Annotated in this window: 16 protein-coding genes and 1 tRNA gene; 10 read left to right on the top strand and 7 right to left on the bottom strand. The window is 67.0% G+C overall.

Translation table 11 applies throughout. The features are described 5' to 3' along the window. Nucleotides 1–2: 2 nt before the first annotated feature. Nucleotides 3–854 carry a CheR family methyltransferase gene (locus ACG01O_RS06915; RefSeq protein WP_394382805.1) on the bottom strand — a complete coding sequence of 284 codons (852 nt, stop codon included), beginning with the start codon at nucleotides 852–854 and terminating at the stop codon, nucleotides 3–5. A 200-nt stretch (nucleotides 855–1,054) separates the two neighbouring features. Here ACG01O_RS06915 and ACG01O_RS06920 point away from each other — a divergent pair, with 200 nt between their 5' ends. From ACG01O_RS06920 to ACG01O_RS06935, 4 genes are read left to right on the top strand one after another with little or no spacing between them, the layout of a single operon-like run. Further along, the gene (locus ACG01O_RS06920; RefSeq protein ID WP_394382806.1) at nucleotides 1,055–1,792 is read left to right on the top strand and encodes a GGDEF domain-containing protein; all 738 of its coding nucleotides are present in this window, start codon (nucleotides 1,055–1,057) and stop codon (nucleotides 1,790–1,792) included. Next, a complete protein-coding gene (locus tag ACG01O_RS06925) occupies nucleotides 1,789–2,586 on the top strand; it encodes a MinD/ParA family protein (protein WP_394382809.1) in 798 nt (265 codons plus the stop codon). Before ACG01O_RS06920 ends, ACG01O_RS06925 begins: the two co-directional genes overlap by 4 nt. Beyond that, nucleotides 2,540–2,974 carry a group II truncated hemoglobin gene (locus ACG01O_RS06930; RefSeq protein ID WP_394382811.1) on the top strand — a complete coding sequence of 145 codons (435 nt, stop codon included), beginning with the start codon at nucleotides 2,540–2,542 and terminating at the stop codon, nucleotides 2,972–2,974. The genes ACG01O_RS06925 and ACG01O_RS06930 overlap by 47 nt, the downstream gene beginning before the upstream one ends. A gap of 54 nt (nucleotides 2,975–3,028) precedes the next feature. Beyond that, on the top strand, nucleotides 3,029–3,409 hold the full coding sequence (locus tag ACG01O_RS06935) for a response regulator (protein ID WP_394382814.1): 381 nt from the start codon (nucleotides 3,029–3,031) through the stop codon (nucleotides 3,407–3,409). A gap of 21 nt (nucleotides 3,410–3,430) precedes the next feature. Here the strand turns inward: ACG01O_RS06935 and ACG01O_RS06940 are convergent, their stop codons facing one another. The 3 genes from ACG01O_RS06940 to radC all read right to left on the bottom strand — a co-directional run bounded on the left by ACG01O_RS06940 (nucleotide 3,431) and on the right by radC (nucleotide 5,550). Continuing rightward, entirely contained in the window at nucleotides 3,431–4,069 is a 639-nt protein-coding gene (locus ACG01O_RS06940) for a hypothetical protein (protein WP_394382817.1), read from the bottom strand. Between the two features lie 165 nt (nucleotides 4,070–4,234). Then, nucleotides 4,235–4,879 (bottom strand): Smr/MutS family protein, encoded by a 645-nt coding sequence (locus ACG01O_RS06945; RefSeq protein WP_394382820.1) that lies wholly within the window; start codon nucleotides 4,877–4,879, stop codon nucleotides 4,235–4,237. Beyond that, nucleotides 4,876–5,550: a RadC family protein gene (radC, locus tag ACG01O_RS06950; protein WP_394382823.1), complete on the bottom strand. Its 675-nt coding sequence runs from the start codon at nucleotides 5,548–5,550 to the stop codon at nucleotides 4,876–4,878. The genes ACG01O_RS06945 and radC overlap by 4 nt, the downstream gene beginning before the upstream one ends. Before the next feature lie 40 nt (nucleotides 5,551–5,590). On the opposite strand from radC, the gene ACG01O_RS06955 reads away from it, so the two are divergent. The 4 genes from ACG01O_RS06955 (at nucleotide 5,591) to ACG01O_RS06970 (ending at nucleotide 8,528) form a co-directional block, all read left to right on the top strand. Beyond that, nucleotides 5,591–6,034, top strand: a complete 444-nt coding sequence (locus ACG01O_RS06955; RefSeq protein WP_394382825.1) for an FKBP-type peptidyl-prolyl cis-trans isomerase — start codon at nucleotides 5,591–5,593, stop codon at nucleotides 6,032–6,034. Beyond that, nucleotides 6,034–7,011, top strand: a complete 978-nt coding sequence (ispH, locus tag ACG01O_RS06960) for a 4-hydroxy-3-methylbut-2-enyl diphosphate reductase (protein WP_394382828.1) — start codon at nucleotides 6,034–6,036, stop codon at nucleotides 7,009–7,011. The genes ACG01O_RS06955 and ispH overlap by 1 nt, the downstream gene beginning before the upstream one ends. Before the next feature lie 73 nt (nucleotides 7,012–7,084). Next, the gene (gene serS, locus ACG01O_RS06965; RefSeq protein WP_394382831.1) at nucleotides 7,085–8,380 is read left to right on the top strand and encodes a serine--tRNA ligase; all 1,296 of its coding nucleotides are present in this window, start codon (nucleotides 7,085–7,087) and stop codon (nucleotides 8,378–8,380) included. Between the two features lie 57 nt (nucleotides 8,381–8,437). Beyond that, nucleotides 8,438–8,528, top strand: a tRNA-Ser gene (locus ACG01O_RS06970). Nucleotides 8,529–8,704: 176 nt separating this feature from the next. On the opposite strand, the gene ACG01O_RS06975 is transcribed toward ACG01O_RS06970, so the two are convergent. The 3 genes from ACG01O_RS06975 to ACG01O_RS06985 all read right to left on the bottom strand — a co-directional run bounded on the left by ACG01O_RS06975 (nucleotide 8,705) and on the right by ACG01O_RS06985 (nucleotide 10,927). Beyond that, nucleotides 8,705–8,923: a hypothetical protein gene (locus tag ACG01O_RS06975; RefSeq protein ID WP_394382834.1), complete on the bottom strand. Its 219-nt coding sequence runs from the start codon at nucleotides 8,921–8,923 to the stop codon at nucleotides 8,705–8,707. Nucleotides 8,924–9,103: 180 nt separating this feature from the next. After that, nucleotides 9,104–9,847 carry a LuxR C-terminal-related transcriptional regulator gene (locus ACG01O_RS06980; RefSeq protein ID WP_394382837.1) on the bottom strand — a complete coding sequence of 248 codons (744 nt, stop codon included), beginning with the start codon at nucleotides 9,845–9,847 and terminating at the stop codon, nucleotides 9,104–9,106. A 102-nt stretch (nucleotides 9,848–9,949) separates the two neighbouring features. After that, entirely contained in the window at nucleotides 9,950–10,927 is a 978-nt protein-coding gene (locus tag ACG01O_RS06985) for an NADPH:quinone oxidoreductase family protein (RefSeq protein WP_394382839.1), read from the bottom strand. A gap of 91 nt (nucleotides 10,928–11,018) precedes the next feature. On the opposite strand from ACG01O_RS06985, the gene surE reads away from it, so the two are divergent. Further along, nucleotides 11,019–11,762, top strand: coding sequence for a 5'/3'-nucleotidase SurE (surE, locus tag ACG01O_RS06990; RefSeq protein ID WP_394382842.1), 744 nt, complete (start codon nucleotides 11,019–11,021; stop codon nucleotides 11,760–11,762). Further along, nucleotides 11,763–12,566 (top strand): protein-L-isoaspartate(D-aspartate) O-methyltransferase, encoded by an 804-nt coding sequence (locus ACG01O_RS06995; protein WP_394382845.1) that lies wholly within the window; start codon nucleotides 11,763–11,765, stop codon nucleotides 12,564–12,566. The last annotated feature ends 43 nt before the right edge of the window (nucleotides 12,567–12,609 follow it).

The following is a 12,609-nucleotide window of genomic DNA, read 5'->3' on the forward strand; positions in this document are numbered from 1 at the left end:
GATCAGACCCGTTCGTAAATCGTCTTGCCGCGGAGCTTGAACAGGTCGCGCGATTCGGTGAAGTTTTCGGAATGCCCCACGAAGAGCAGTCCGCCCGGCCGCATGACGCGGTGAATGCGCTCCAAGACCTTGCGTTGGGTGGGCGCGTCGAAATAGATCATCACGTTGCGGCAGAACACCATGTGAAAGGGGTCGCCGAGTTGCCACTGCTGGTCCATCAGGTTCAGCGGGCGGAAGTCGACCCAGCGCTGCAGCTCGGGCTTCACGCGGATCTTTCCGGAGTTGGCGCCCGTGCCGCGCATGAAGAAGTTCTTGAGGCGGTTGGCGTCCAGGCCGCGGGCGTCGGCGTTGTAGACCCCGCGCCGCGCCGTGGCCAGCACGTTCGTGTCGATGTCGCTCGCCACCAGTTGCACCGACGCGCCAGGGCCCAGTGCTTCGCTGCACGTCATCAGGATGGAATAGGGCTCCTCGCCCGTGGACGCTGCGCAGCACCAGATGCGCACCGACTTGCCCACGAAGGGCTTCAGGTCGTCCTTCAGCGCGTGGAAGTGGTGGTCCTCACGGAAGAAGGACGTCAGATTGGTGGTCAGGCAGTTGACGAATTCCTGCCATTCGGCAGCACCGTTGGGGCCGGTGGACGCCTCCAGCCACTGCAGGTAGCTGGCGAAGCTCTTGTGGCCGGTCTCGCGCAGGCGTCGTGACAGCCGGCTGTACACCATGGCGTGCTTGCCATCGTGCAGGCTGATCCCGGCGTGCTTGTAGATCAGCTCGCGCACCCGGTCGAAGTCAGCTTTGCTGAAGCTGAACTCGTGGTCGAGGGCGTCCGAGCCGGAGGCGAGGTCGGGAGCGGGCATGTGAATCGATCAGGTGGAGACGTGCTCGCTGCGTGTATGACGAAGGGCACTTTGATTCTGCACTGCGGGGCGTCGCCCCCGAGCCGGTTGCGAGGCAGGATAGTGCAAAGAGCCGTCAGGAACGTGCCTGTTTCACGACCTGTGAAGCCTGGCCCCGCTGCTAGACTGGCCGCACGCCCCCTGCCGGTCCTGCATCCCCCTTGGAACACCCTGCGCCTCCACCCCACCTGATCGACGCCGAAGCGCTCGTTCTGGACGAAGCCTTGCAGCTGCTGCAGCAGGCGGGGGCGCGGTTGCCGCACGAGGCGCCCAAGAGCGTGGCTTGGTTGCAGGCGGTGGTGGATGCCTTGTGCGACCTCTCAAGCAAAGACGCGCTCACCGGCCTGGTGAACCGGCGCAGCTTCGAGATGGCCCTGGCCCGCGAAGTGGACCGGGTGGCCCGTTCGGGCGAAGCGGCCCTGCTGCTGGTGCTGGACATTGACCACTTCAAGGCCGTGAACGACACCTACGGGCATGGCGCCGGCGATTTGGTGATCCGGGCTGTGGCGCGGGCCATCGAGCAAACCGTGCGCCCGATGGACCTGGTGGCGCGCGTGGGTGGCGAAGAGTTCGCCATCATCCTGCCCAACTGCGCCTCGCACGTGGGGTTGGCGGTGGCAGAGCGGGTGCGTGAGCGGGTGTCTGAGATCGGCGTGGAAGTCACGCCCGGGCAGATGCTGAACGTGACCGTGAGCCTGGGTGGTGCCTTCGCGCCGCAATGGGTGCGGTCGTCGCCGTTGCTCTGGACGGAGCGGGCCGATCGCCAGCTCTACCGCGCCAAGGCCGAAGGCCGCAATCGTGCCTGCCTGGAGCCGCAGGTGGACTCTCTGGTCAGCGCTGAAGAAAAGGGCATGTTGTTCGCCTCGCTGAATCTTGAAACGCAACAGGACCTGCCATGAGCATGACCCCCGATCCTGCTGCATCACGCCCGGCGCGTTCCGGCGCCCGCACGCTGGCCGTGACCAGCGGCAAGGGTGGCGTTGGCAAGACCTTCGTCACCGCCAACCTCGCCGCGGCGCTGGCCGCGCGCGGGCAAAAGGTGCTGGTGCTGGACGCCGACCTTGGCCTGGCGAATCTGGACGTGGTGCTGAACCTGCACCCCAAGCTCACGCTGCACGACGTGTTCACCGAGAAGGCCACGCTGGAGCAGGCCATCCTGCCCGCGCCGGGCGGGTTCTCGGTGCTGCTGGCGGGTTCCGGCATGGTGGAGTACTCGCGGCTGACGCCCGAGGTGCGTGACAAGCTGCTGCACATCATCGACCTCGTGAAGCCCCGGTTCGACTGGGTGCTGCTGGACACCGGCGCCGGCATTTCGGACGTGGTGCTGTTCGCCATTTCGCTGGCGCAAGACGTGCTGGTGGTGGCCACGCCCGAGCCCACGTCGCTGACGGACGCCTACGCCACCATCAAGGTGCTGGCCACGCAGCAAGAGCGCCGTACGGTGGGCCTGCTGGTGAACCAGGCCAACCGGGTGGGCGAGGGCAAGCTGATTTGCGGGCAGTTGCAGCAGGTGCTGCAGCGCTTCGTGGGCCCCACGCCGGGCCAAACCTTCAAGCTGGAACTGATGGGCGAGGTGAAGGCCGATGTGGCCGTGCGCCAGGCCGTGCTCAAGCGCCAGCTGATGTTGGAACACTACCCGGGCTGCGATGCGGCCCAGGCGATCAAGGCCTTGGCCTCCAAGATCCTTGGCTGACGCACAGCCCACCACGGCGTTCGAGTGGATTGGCGGGGAGCCGCGGGTCCGCGAACTCGTGGACCGCTTCTATGACCTGATGGATCTGGAGCCGGCGTACGTGCGCTTGCGGGCGGCCCACGGCGCGTCGCTGGAGTCGGCCCGGGACAAGCTCTTCTGGTTCCTGTGCGGCTGGTTGGGCGGCCCGGATCACTACATCAGCCGGTTCGGCCATCCGCGCCTGCGGGCGCGCCACCTGCCGTTTCGCATCGGCATTGCCGAGCGCGACGAGTGGCTGGCCTGCATGGCCCAGGCCATGACCGAGACGGGTGTGGACCCGCAACTGCAAGCGCGACTGGCCGAGTCCTTTGCGGGCACGGCCGACTGGATGCGCAACGTCGGTGGCTGAGGGGCGGGCGGCTCGCCGTTGGGTCTCGCTGCGCCTGACGGCCCCCGTCGCTTCATGACCGCCGCCTCGGCTTTCGCCCATGTGTTGGTGGTGGACGACAACACCGATGCCACCGAGGTGCTCGCGCTGCTGATTGAAACCGAGCAGTGCACCGCAGCCACCGCCCGCACCGTGGCGGAGGCCCGCCAGGCGTGGCGGGCGCAGCGGCCCGACCTGGTGCTGCTGGATGTGCAACTGCCCGACGGCAGTGGGTTGGACTGGCTGGCCGAACTGCAGGCGGGCGGCGCTCTCAGCGACACCCGGGTGGTGGTGCTGAGTGGCGCGTTGGACACTGCGACTCGAACGCGCGCGCTCGCGTTGGGCGCCGCTGAAACCCGGCTCAAGCCCTTGGGCCTGGACGAGTTGCAGCAGGTGCTGGGTTCGGTGCGCCGCTGACGTCACCGAACCCGGTCAGGCTCAGTCGATCCGGAAGGCGAAGTCCTGCTGGAAGACGGCTTCACCCTGGCATTGGTAACCCGACAGCGCCGTTTCAACCGACCGCTGCAACGCACGCCGGGTCTTGGCGTCCAGTGCACCTTGTACGGTGCGGAACTCCGTGCCCACGACGCGACCGCCGCGCACGGTGGCCACCACCTGCAACACGGCCTCGCCGGTCCAGTTCACGGCCGGGACTTCGGGTTGGGGCATCACCGCGCAGACCGCGCCCGCCGCGCGGATTTGCGGTGGGTGGGTGACGGCGGGCGGCGTGTCGACACGTGGTGTGCCGGGCGTGCTGGGAACCGTGGCGTCTGGGCGCAGGGGCGCGGTGCGAAGCGGCGGGGCGTCGGTCGTCGCTTCCACGACGACATCAGGTACCGGAATCTGAATGACGTTCGGCTGGCTGAACCGCGGCTGCTCGGCTTGCAGCGGCTCGACGGGCGGCTTGGGCAGCGGCAGGTCGGGCGGCAGCGGCTTGAACTCGGTGGGCTGGTGCGCACGGGGCGGCGTTTTCATGAGCCCGGCACTCAGGGCATACAAGGCTGCGAGATGCAGGGCCACCACCAAGCCGATGCCCACATAGCGGGCGGGGGACGGGGCATGACGGGACAGGTTCATGGGCGCTCCTTGGGTGGGCTGAGGGAAACCTGATGTCGCGCAGTGACGCGTTGACCCCAGGCTACCGCAGGCCTGTCAGCGCAAAGGTCGCATTTGTTGCGGCCGTTGGGGTGCGTGGCGGTGCAGCGACGCCGGCACCATTCCCGCGCCAGCGTCAGCCGGATGTCAGGCCGTGCCGGTCAGCAGCACGATCAGGGCGCCCGCGCCGCCATCGCTGGCGCGGGCCTGCACAAAGGCCAGCACTTCGTTCTTTTGCACGAGCCAGCGGCGCACGCGGCCTTTGAGCACGGGCTCGCGGCCCGGCGACCCATGCCCCTTGCCGTGCACCACGCGCACGCAGCGCAGGCCGCGGCGTGCGCTGTCGTGGATGAACTGGCTCATGGCTTCTCGGGCGGCGTCTCGGCGCAGGCCGTGCAAGTCCAATTGAGCCTGCAAGGCCCAATGGCCCCGACGCAGCTTGCGCACCACCTCCAGCGAGATGCCCTCGCGGCGGAAGCTCAGCGTCTCGTCGGTGTCGAGCAGGGTGTCGATGTCGATGTCATCGGACAAGGCCTGCAGCAGCACTGCGCGCTCATCCGCCTCGCGTTGGCGCGGCTCAGGTTCCGGGCGCGGGACTTCATGCAGCACGCGGTCGGCCTGACGCAACGGCGTGACCGGGCCCACCGTCAGCTCGAACACCCGGCGCTCCTGCTCGGCCAGCCGGGCCGCTGCCGCGCGCCGCTCGCGCTCCATCTCGGCCGCCACGCGGGCGGCCTGCAGTTCGCGCGCCAGTGGCTTGAGGTCGGCAAAGCTGCGCGCCGTCTTGCTCACAGCAGCCCTCGCTCGGCAAATGACACCACCTCGTGGGCGCCCACCACGAGGTGGTCCACCACCTTCACGTCCACCAGGGCCAACGCCTGGCTCAGGTGGCGGGTCAACATTTCGTCGGCATGCGACGGCTCGGCATGGCCGCTGGGGTGGTTGTGGGCCAGCACCACGGCGCCGGCACCCAGGGCCAGCGCGCGTTTGACCACCTCGCGCGGATGCACGGTGGTGGAGGTGAGGCTGCCCTGAAACAGGGTTTCCAGCGCGATGAGCTTGAGCTGCGCGTCCAGGAACAGCACGGCAAACACCTCGTGGCCCAGGCGCCCGAGGTGCAGGCGCACGTAGGTTTTCACGCTCTGCACATCGGCCATGGCGGGCTTCTCGGCCAGGCGCTGGTCCAGCGAGCGGCGTGCAATCTCCAGCACGGCGGCAATTTCCGCCCGTTTGGCCGGGCCCAGGCCCTTCACCTGTGCAAGGTCTTGCACATCCGCCGCCAGCAAGCCAGCCCAGCCACCGAAGCGGTCCAGCAGCGATTGCGCCAATTGCAGCACCGGGTGACCCTGGATGCCGGTGCGCAGCAACAGGGCCAGCAACTCGGCGTCCGCCAGCGCCTGCGGGCCGCGGGCGAGCAGCTTCTCGCGCGGCCGGGCGTCCGGGGGCAGGTGGGTCAGCGGCATAAAATCGGCAGTCTAGCCAAGCGCTCCTTGCCCCTCTCGAATGAACCCCATCCAGGCCGGCTCTTTCCTCACGCTGCATTACCGGCTCTCAGGCCCGGACGGTGCCGACATCGTCAACACCTTCAACGACAAGCCGGCGACGCTGTCGCTGGGCGCCGGGCAGCTGTCGCCCGCCATTGAAAAGCGCCTCGTCGGTTTGCCGGAAGGCGCGCGGGAGCGCTTCGAGCTGGCACCGGGTGAGGCCTTTGGTGACCGCAATCCCGAGTTGCTTCAGTGGGTGAAACTGTCGCTGCTGCGGCAGCTGGGCGATCCGGACGAGGCCTACAACGTTGGCGACGTGGTGCAGTTTCCTGGCCCGGACGGGCAGGGCGGCTACGCCGGCGTGGTGCGTGAAATGGGAGATTCCGCGCTGCTGTTCGACTTCAACCACCCGCTCGCTGGCCAGCCGGTCAGCTTCGAGGTGCACGTGATCGGGGTGCTGTGATGACCGACGCCGTGAACCTGCAAGAGGTGCTGCTGGCCGAGCCGCGGGGGTTCTGCGCGGGCGTGGACCGGGCCATCGAAATCGTCGAGCGGGCCCTGGTCAAGTTCGGTGCGCCCATCTACGTGCGCCACGAAATCGTGCACAACACCTATGTGGTGAACGACCTGAAGTCGCGCGGCGCGATCTTCATCGAGGACCTGGCCGAGGTGCCGCCCGGCGCGACGCTGGTGTTCAGCGCCCACGGGGTGAGCCAGGAAGTGCGCCGCGAGGCGGCGGCCCGCGGCTTTCAGGTGTTCGATGCCACCTGCCCGCTGGTCACCAAGGTGCACGTGGAAGTGGCCAAGCTGCACCGCGAGGGCTTCGAGTTCATCATGATCGGCCACAAGGGCCACCCTGAGGTGGAAGGCACCATGGGTCAGCTGTCCGACGGCATCTACCTCGTCGAAGAGGTGCAGGATGTGGCCCAGGTGCAGGTGAAGAACCCTGCCAAGCTGGCCGTGGTGACGCAAACCACGCTGAGCGTGGACGATGCGGCCGAGATCCTGGCCGAGGTGAAGCGCGTGTTCCCGCAGGTGCGCGAGCCCAAAAAGCAAGACATCTGCTACGCCACGCAGAACCGGCAAGACGCCGTGAAGGTGCTGGCGCCGCAGGTGGATGTGGTCATTGTGGTGGGCAGCCCCACCAGCTCCAACAGCAACCGGTTGCGTGAACTGGCCGAGCGGCTGGGCACGCCGGGCTACATGGTGGACGCCGCGGAAGACCTGCAGCCCGCGTGGCTGGAAGGCCGGCCACGCGTGGGCCTGACGGCGGGCGCCTCGGCTCCCGATGTGCTGGTGCAGGCCGTCATCGAGCGCCTGCGTGAATTCGGTGCCACCACGGTGCGCAGCCTCCCCGGCGTGGAAGAGCATGTGCGCTTCCCCCTGCCATTCGGGCTGGGCGACAAATCCATGGCCGAGGTGAGCGCCTCCCGATCTTGACGCCGCGTGCTGTGCACCGGGCGGCGCCCTGAATCGGCGCCGTTTTCCTGTCCGAATTTCCTAGGTACCCGACATGCTCGACATCACCCAACTGCGCAAGGACCTCGACGTCGTCATCGAGCGTCTGAACGCGCGCAAATCGCCCCAGCCGTATCTGGATGTGGAGGCCTTCAAGTCGCTCGAAGCTGAGCGCAAGGCCGTGCAGACCCGCACGGAAGAACTGCAGGCGCGTCGCAACGCGCTGTCCAAGCAAATTGGCATGGCCAAGGGCAAGGGCGAAGACGCCTCGGCATTGATGGCCGAAGTCAACGGCATCGCAGATGAACTGAAGGCGGGCGCTGAACGCCTGGACGCGATTCAGCACGAGTTGAACCAACTGCTCATGGGCGTGCCCAACCTGCCCGACGCCAGCGTGCCGGCCGGCGTGGATGAATCCGGCAACGTGGAAGTGCGCCGCTGGGGCACGCCCCGTACCTTCGACTTCCCCGTGCGCGACCACGTGGACCTGGGTGCCCCGCTGGGCCTGGACTTCGAAACCGGCGCCAAGCTGTCGGGCTCGCGCTTCACGTTCCTGAAGGGCTCCGTCGCGCGCTTGCACCGCGCACTGGCGCAGTTCATGCTCGACGTGCAAACCACCGAGCACGGCTACACCGAGTGCTACACGCCCTACATCGTCAACCGCGAGATCCTCGAAGGCACGGGCCAACTGCCCAAGTTCAAGGAGGACATGTTCTGGGTGCTGCGCGGCGGAGACTCGGAACACCCGGAGCAGTACCTGATCTCCACGTCGGAAATCTCGCTGACCAACACCGTGCGCGAAAGCGTGCTGAAGGCTGAGGAGCTGCCCGTCAAGCTCACGGCGCACAGCCCCTGCTTCCGCTCGGAAGCCGGTTCGGCCGGGCGCGACACCCGCGGCCTGATCCGCCAGCATCAGTTCGACAAGGTGGAAATGGTGCGCATCGAGCACCCCGACCACAGCATGGCCGCCCTGGAAGAGATGACCGGCCACGCTGAAGCCATCTTGCAAAAGCTCGGCCTGCCGTACCGCACGGTGCTGCTGTGCAGCGGCGACATGGGCTTTGGCTCCACCAAGACCTACGACCTGGAGGTCTGGGTGCCGGCGCAGAACACCTTCCGCGAGATCAGCTCCTGCTCGAACATGGGCGCCTTCCAGGCCCGCCGCATGCAGGCGCGCTTCAAGAACGCGCAGGGCAAGAACGAACTGGTCCACACCCTGAACGGCTCCGGCTTGGCCGTGGGACGCACCCTGGTGGCGGTGCTTGAGAACTACCAGAACGCCGACGGCAGCATCACCGTGCCCGAGGCGCTGCGCCCCTACATGGGCGGCGTCGAGGTGCTGCGCGCATGATTCTTTGCGTGGGCGAAAATTCTGCTTATAATGGCAGGCTTCGCTCACACCGAATCAGGAGAGGTGGCAGAGTGGTCGAATGTACCTGACTCGAAATCAGGCGTACGGTATCCCCGTACCGAGGGTTCGAATCCCTCCCTCTCCGCCAATTGCCTTGCTCAGCAAGGACCTGAAAGCCCGCCTTGTGCGGGCTTTCTTGTTTTTGGCGCGCTGCTGATTGAGCTAGCCCAGGTGGGCGGTGAATCGCGCGGCCTGAGCGAAGCGGTGGCGCAGAGGCCGGCGTGACCGTGGCCACGAGGCGACGCCTGGGTGCGGCCCTGACAATCAGCTCAGTCGATGCTTCTTGGACCGGTTGTCGGCCTCGAGTTGGTCCGCGACGTGCCGGAGGATTTGCGGCAGTGCCATGCAGAACTCCGGTGAGCCCATGGCCGAGAACCCATTGCCGAACATGCCGTCGTGCACCACCACGACCGTGCCATTCGCTTCGGCTTTGGCATGCACTTCGTTGCACAGGTCGCTGTATTTGCCGGGTTTTGAGGTCATGGTCGCTCGCATGGTGTCCTTCGTTGGGTGCTGCGCAGCGTAGCGGATGGCTGGCTCATCAGATGAGCTAGTTGCGTGTGCTGGCGTCGAGGCTGCCGCACCATGGTGACGCTGAACAAAGAAAAAAGGCCGCGGCGGGTGCCGAGGCCTTTTCGAGGTGGGGCGGTTTGGGGCTTGGCGTCAGACCAGGCCTTGCTTGGAGGCCAGCACCGCCGCTTCTGCGCGGCTCGAGACGTTGAGCTTCTTGTAGATGCTCTTGATGTGGTCGTTCACCGTGAACCACTTGATGCCCATCAGGTTGGCGATTTCCTTGATGGTGAAGCCCTTGCTCAGGTAGGTCAGGACTTCGCTTTCGCGGGGCGTCAGGCGCTCCCACTCGGGAGTCGGGTCCAGCGCCACGTTGCGGCTGCTGGAGAAGGGCGCTTGTGCCGTGGACAGACTGCCGAAGCCTGAGTTCAGCGGCATGTTGCCGCTCTCACCCGAGGCCGGGCGGAAGTGGGCGAGCAAGCGGCGGGCGATGGCCGGCGACAGCGGCGGCTGACCGCGCACGATGCGCTGCAGTTCTTCCACCAGCACTTCGAAGCGGTCTTCCTTGAGCAGGTAGCCGTCGGCGCCGCATTGCAGCGCGGGGAAGAGGTGGTCGTCGTCCGAGTAGAGCGTGGTGACGATCTTGATGGCGGTCGAGCCGTTCAGTTCCGTCAGGAACTCCATGCCGTTGCCGTCGGGCAGCTCCAGGTCGACCAGGATCAGCTTGAAGCCGACCTCGCCCGCGCTGTTGGTGTGCTTGCCCACCTGGCGCCGCGCGTTTTCGAGGTCACCGACCTCGGTGATTTCCATCGCGTCGCTGAAGCTCTCGCGCACCACGCGGCACAGGAAGCTGCGGGCGACGGGGTTGTCTTCGATGATCAGGACTTTGACGGTCATGGCGCGGGTCTGGCGGCGGCGGGAAATCCAACAGAGGAATGTAGCGCACGCCCCCTGGAAAACCCGTTGTCAGGCGGCGGCGCCTCGCCCCCGTTTCAGGCTTCAAGCATTGGTAAGAACCAACTTGCCGACCACGTCGCGCGCCGCCATGCGGGCGAAGGCGCGGGGCAGGTCCTCCATCGGCAGCACTTGGTCCACCACTGGCTTGACCTTGCCAGCGGCGTACCACGCAGCCAATTCGGCCAGCATGCGGGCGTTGCGCTGGGGCTCGCGCTTGGCGAACTCGCCCCAGAACACGCCAACCAGTGAGGCACCCTTGAGCAGTGCGAGGTTCAGCGGCAGGGCCGGAATGCTGCCTTGGGCGAAGCCGATCACCAGGTAGCGACCGCGCCAGGCGATGGAGCGGAAGGCGGCTTCGGCCAGGTCGCCGCCGACCGGGTCGTACACCACATCCGGGCCTTTGCCCTCGGTCAACGCTTTGAGTTCGTCCCGCAGGTTTTGCTGGGTGTAGTTGATGACAGCATCGGCGCCGAGCGCGCGGCAGGCGTTGGCCTTGGCGTCCGAACTCACGGCCGCAATGACGCGGGCGCCCGCCGCCTTGGCGATTTGCAGCGCCGCTGTGCCCACGCCACCCGCAGCGCCCAGGATGAGCACCGTTTCGCCCGGTTGCAGGGCGCCGCGATCCATCAGGGCGTGGTGGCTGGTGGCGTAGGTGCAGATGAACGCGGCGGCGTCTTCGAAGGAGAACGCGTCGGGCAAGGGCATGGCAAGTGCCGCCGGAATGCAGACCTCAGTGGCGAATCCGGCCAGTCCGCCGAAGGCGGCAACCCGCTGGCCCACGGTGAAGCCCTTGACGCCGTCGGCCACCTCGGTGACGACGCCGGAGAACTCCGTGCCCGGGATGAAGGGCAGCGGCGGCTTCATCTGGTACTTGTTCTGCACGATGAGCAGGTCGGGGAAGTTGAGGCTGGCCGCATGCACCGCCACACGAAGGTGCCCGGGTGCCAGGGTGGGGGAGGGCAGTTCACGCCATGCCAGGGCTTCCACGCCGACGGGGTTTTCACAGAGCCAAGCCTTCATCGTCATCTCCGGTTTTGCAAGCGGCGGATGATAGGAATCGGAGGGCTAACACCCGGTCCCGCAGGTGACGCGCTCCCTACAATCCGACCCCATGCGCATCCTCATTTCGAACGACGACGGCTACCTGGCACCGGGCCTGGCGGCACTGGTCAAAGCGTGTGAAGGCCTCGGTGAAATCGAGGTCATCGCGCCCGAGCAAAACGCCAGCGGCACCTCCAACTCGTTGACGCTGAACCGCCCGCTGAACGTCTACCGCGCGGCCAACGGGTTTCGGTATGTCAGCGGCACGCCGTCTGACGGCGTGCACCTCGCGCTGAGCGGGCTGCTCGGCTACCGGCCGGACCTGGTGCTCTCGGGCATCAACAACGGCGCCAACATGGGCGACGACACGCTCTACTCCGGCACCGTGGCTGCGGCCACCGAAGGCTATTTGTTCGGCATCCCGTCCATTGCGTTCTCTCAGGCCGAGAAGGGTTGGGGCGAACTGGAAGCCGCCGCTCGCACGGCGCGCAGCGTGGTCGAGCAGGTCATCGCCGGTGGGCTGGACAAGGCTTTCCTGCTGAACGTCAACATCCCCAACCGGGCCGATGCCGACACCCTGCCGCGCAAGATCACGCGCTTGGGTCGCCGTCACTCGGCCGAGGCCATCATCGAGCAGGTCAACCCGCGCGGCGAAACCATCTACTGGATCGGCCCGGCGGGCGATGCGCGCGATGCTGGCGAGGGCACCGACTTCCACGCCACGATGAACGGCCAGGTGTCCATCACGCCCTTGCAGGTCGACCTGACGGACCATGCCGCGTTGGGTGGTTGGGCGCAGCGACTCGGCCTTTGAATGTCGGCTCCCAAGCGCTTTCCAGCCAGCCTGAAGACGGTGACGGCACCGCAACGAGAGTTGCTGATGCCGCAGCGCCATCTGCAGTTGGCGGCGGCCGATGCGGCCCGCTTGGCACGACCCAGCGGCACTGGTTTGGACGGCGGTGCCGTGCGTCAACGCATGGTGGCCCGGTTGCGGGCGGAAGGGCGTTTTGACGAGCGTGTGTTGGCCGCGATGGCCAGCGTCCCACGACACGAATTCGTCGACACCGCGCTCGCCGCCCAGGCGTACGAGGACACGGCGCTGCCCATCGGTCACGGTCAAACCATCTCCAAGCCTTCTGTTGTGGCCCACATGTTGGGGCTGTTGATGGCGGGCACGGGCGCTGCGCAGCGCGGCGGCCTGGGCCGGGTTCTCGAAATCGGCACCGGCTGCGGCTACCAGGCGGCGGTGCTGGCCATGCTGGCGCGGCAGGTGACCTCGATCGAACGCCTGCAAGGCTTGTACGAGAAGGCGCAGATCAACCTCCACCGTGTGGCGCTGCCGCGTGCGCCACGCCTGCTGTGGGCCGACGGCCGGCTGGGACATGCTGCCAGCGGCCCGTTCGACAGCATCATTGCCGCCGCCGGCGGAGACGACATCCCGCCGGCTTGGCTGGAGCAACTGGCGCCGGGTGGGCGACTGATCGCGCCGACCGCGGCAGCGGGGCGCGGCCAGGTGCTGGTGGTGTTGGATCACCTCTCCGACGCCGGTGGTCAGCGCTGGGTGCGCAGCGAGCATGAGGCGGTGCTGTTCGTCCCCCTAAAATCCGGCGTCGTCTGACGGGGCCGACGGCGCACCGCGCCACACAATCGTGGTCGGCCTC

It is taken from the genome of Pelomonas baiyunensis (assembly GCF_043555935.1).
Classification (GTDB): domain Bacteria; phylum Pseudomonadota; class Gammaproteobacteria; order Burkholderiales; family Burkholderiaceae_C; genus Pelomonas; species Pelomonas baiyunensis.

Bases quoted from the DNA above. Each gene is read 5' to 3' on its own strand.
- ACG01O_RS06915 (WP_394382805.1), bottom strand. From the start codon at position 854: ATGCCCGCTCCCGACCTCGCCTCCGGCTCGGACGCCCTCGACCACGAG.
- ACG01O_RS06925 (WP_394382809.1), top strand. From the start codon at position 1,789: ATGAGCATGACCCCCGATCCTGCTGCATCACGCCCGGCGCGTTCCGGC.
- ACG01O_RS06930 (WP_394382811.1), top strand. From the start codon at position 2,540: ATGCGGCCCAGGCGATCAAGGCCTTGGCCTCCAAGATCCTTGGCTGAC.
- ACG01O_RS06935 (WP_394382814.1), top strand. From the start codon at position 3,029: ATGACCGCCGCCTCGGCTTTCGCCCATGTGTTGGTGGTGGACGACAAC.
- ACG01O_RS06940 (WP_394382817.1), bottom strand. From the start codon at position 4,069: ATGAACCTGTCCCGTCATGCCCCGTCCCCCGCCCGCTATGTGGGCATC.
- radC (WP_394382823.1), bottom strand. From the start codon at position 5,550: ATGCCGCTGACCCACCTGCCCCCGGACGCCCGGCCGCGCGAGAAGCTG.
- ACG01O_RS06955 (WP_394382825.1), top strand. From the start codon at position 5,591: ATGAACCCCATCCAGGCCGGCTCTTTCCTCACGCTGCATTACCGGCTC.
- ispH (WP_394382828.1), top strand. From the start codon at position 6,034: ATGACCGACGCCGTGAACCTGCAAGAGGTGCTGCTGGCCGAGCCGCGG.
- serS (WP_394382831.1), top strand. From the start codon at position 7,085: ATGCTCGACATCACCCAACTGCGCAAGGACCTCGACGTCGTCATCGAG.
- ACG01O_RS06975 (WP_394382834.1), bottom strand. From the start codon at position 8,923: ATGACCTCAAAACCCGGCAAATACAGCGACCTGTGCAACGAAGTGCAT.
- ACG01O_RS06980 (WP_394382837.1), bottom strand. From the start codon at position 9,847: ATGACCGTCAAAGTCCTGATCATCGAAGACAACCCCGTCGCCCGCAGC.
- ACG01O_RS06985 (WP_394382839.1), bottom strand. From the start codon at position 10,927: ATGAAGGCTTGGCTCTGTGAAAACCCCGTCGGCGTGGAAGCCCTGGCA.
- surE (WP_394382842.1), top strand. From the start codon at position 11,019: ATGCGCATCCTCATTTCGAACGACGACGGCTACCTGGCACCGGGCCTG.
- ACG01O_RS06995 (WP_394382845.1), top strand. From the start codon at position 11,763: ATGTCGGCTCCCAAGCGCTTTCCAGCCAGCCTGAAGACGGTGACGGCA.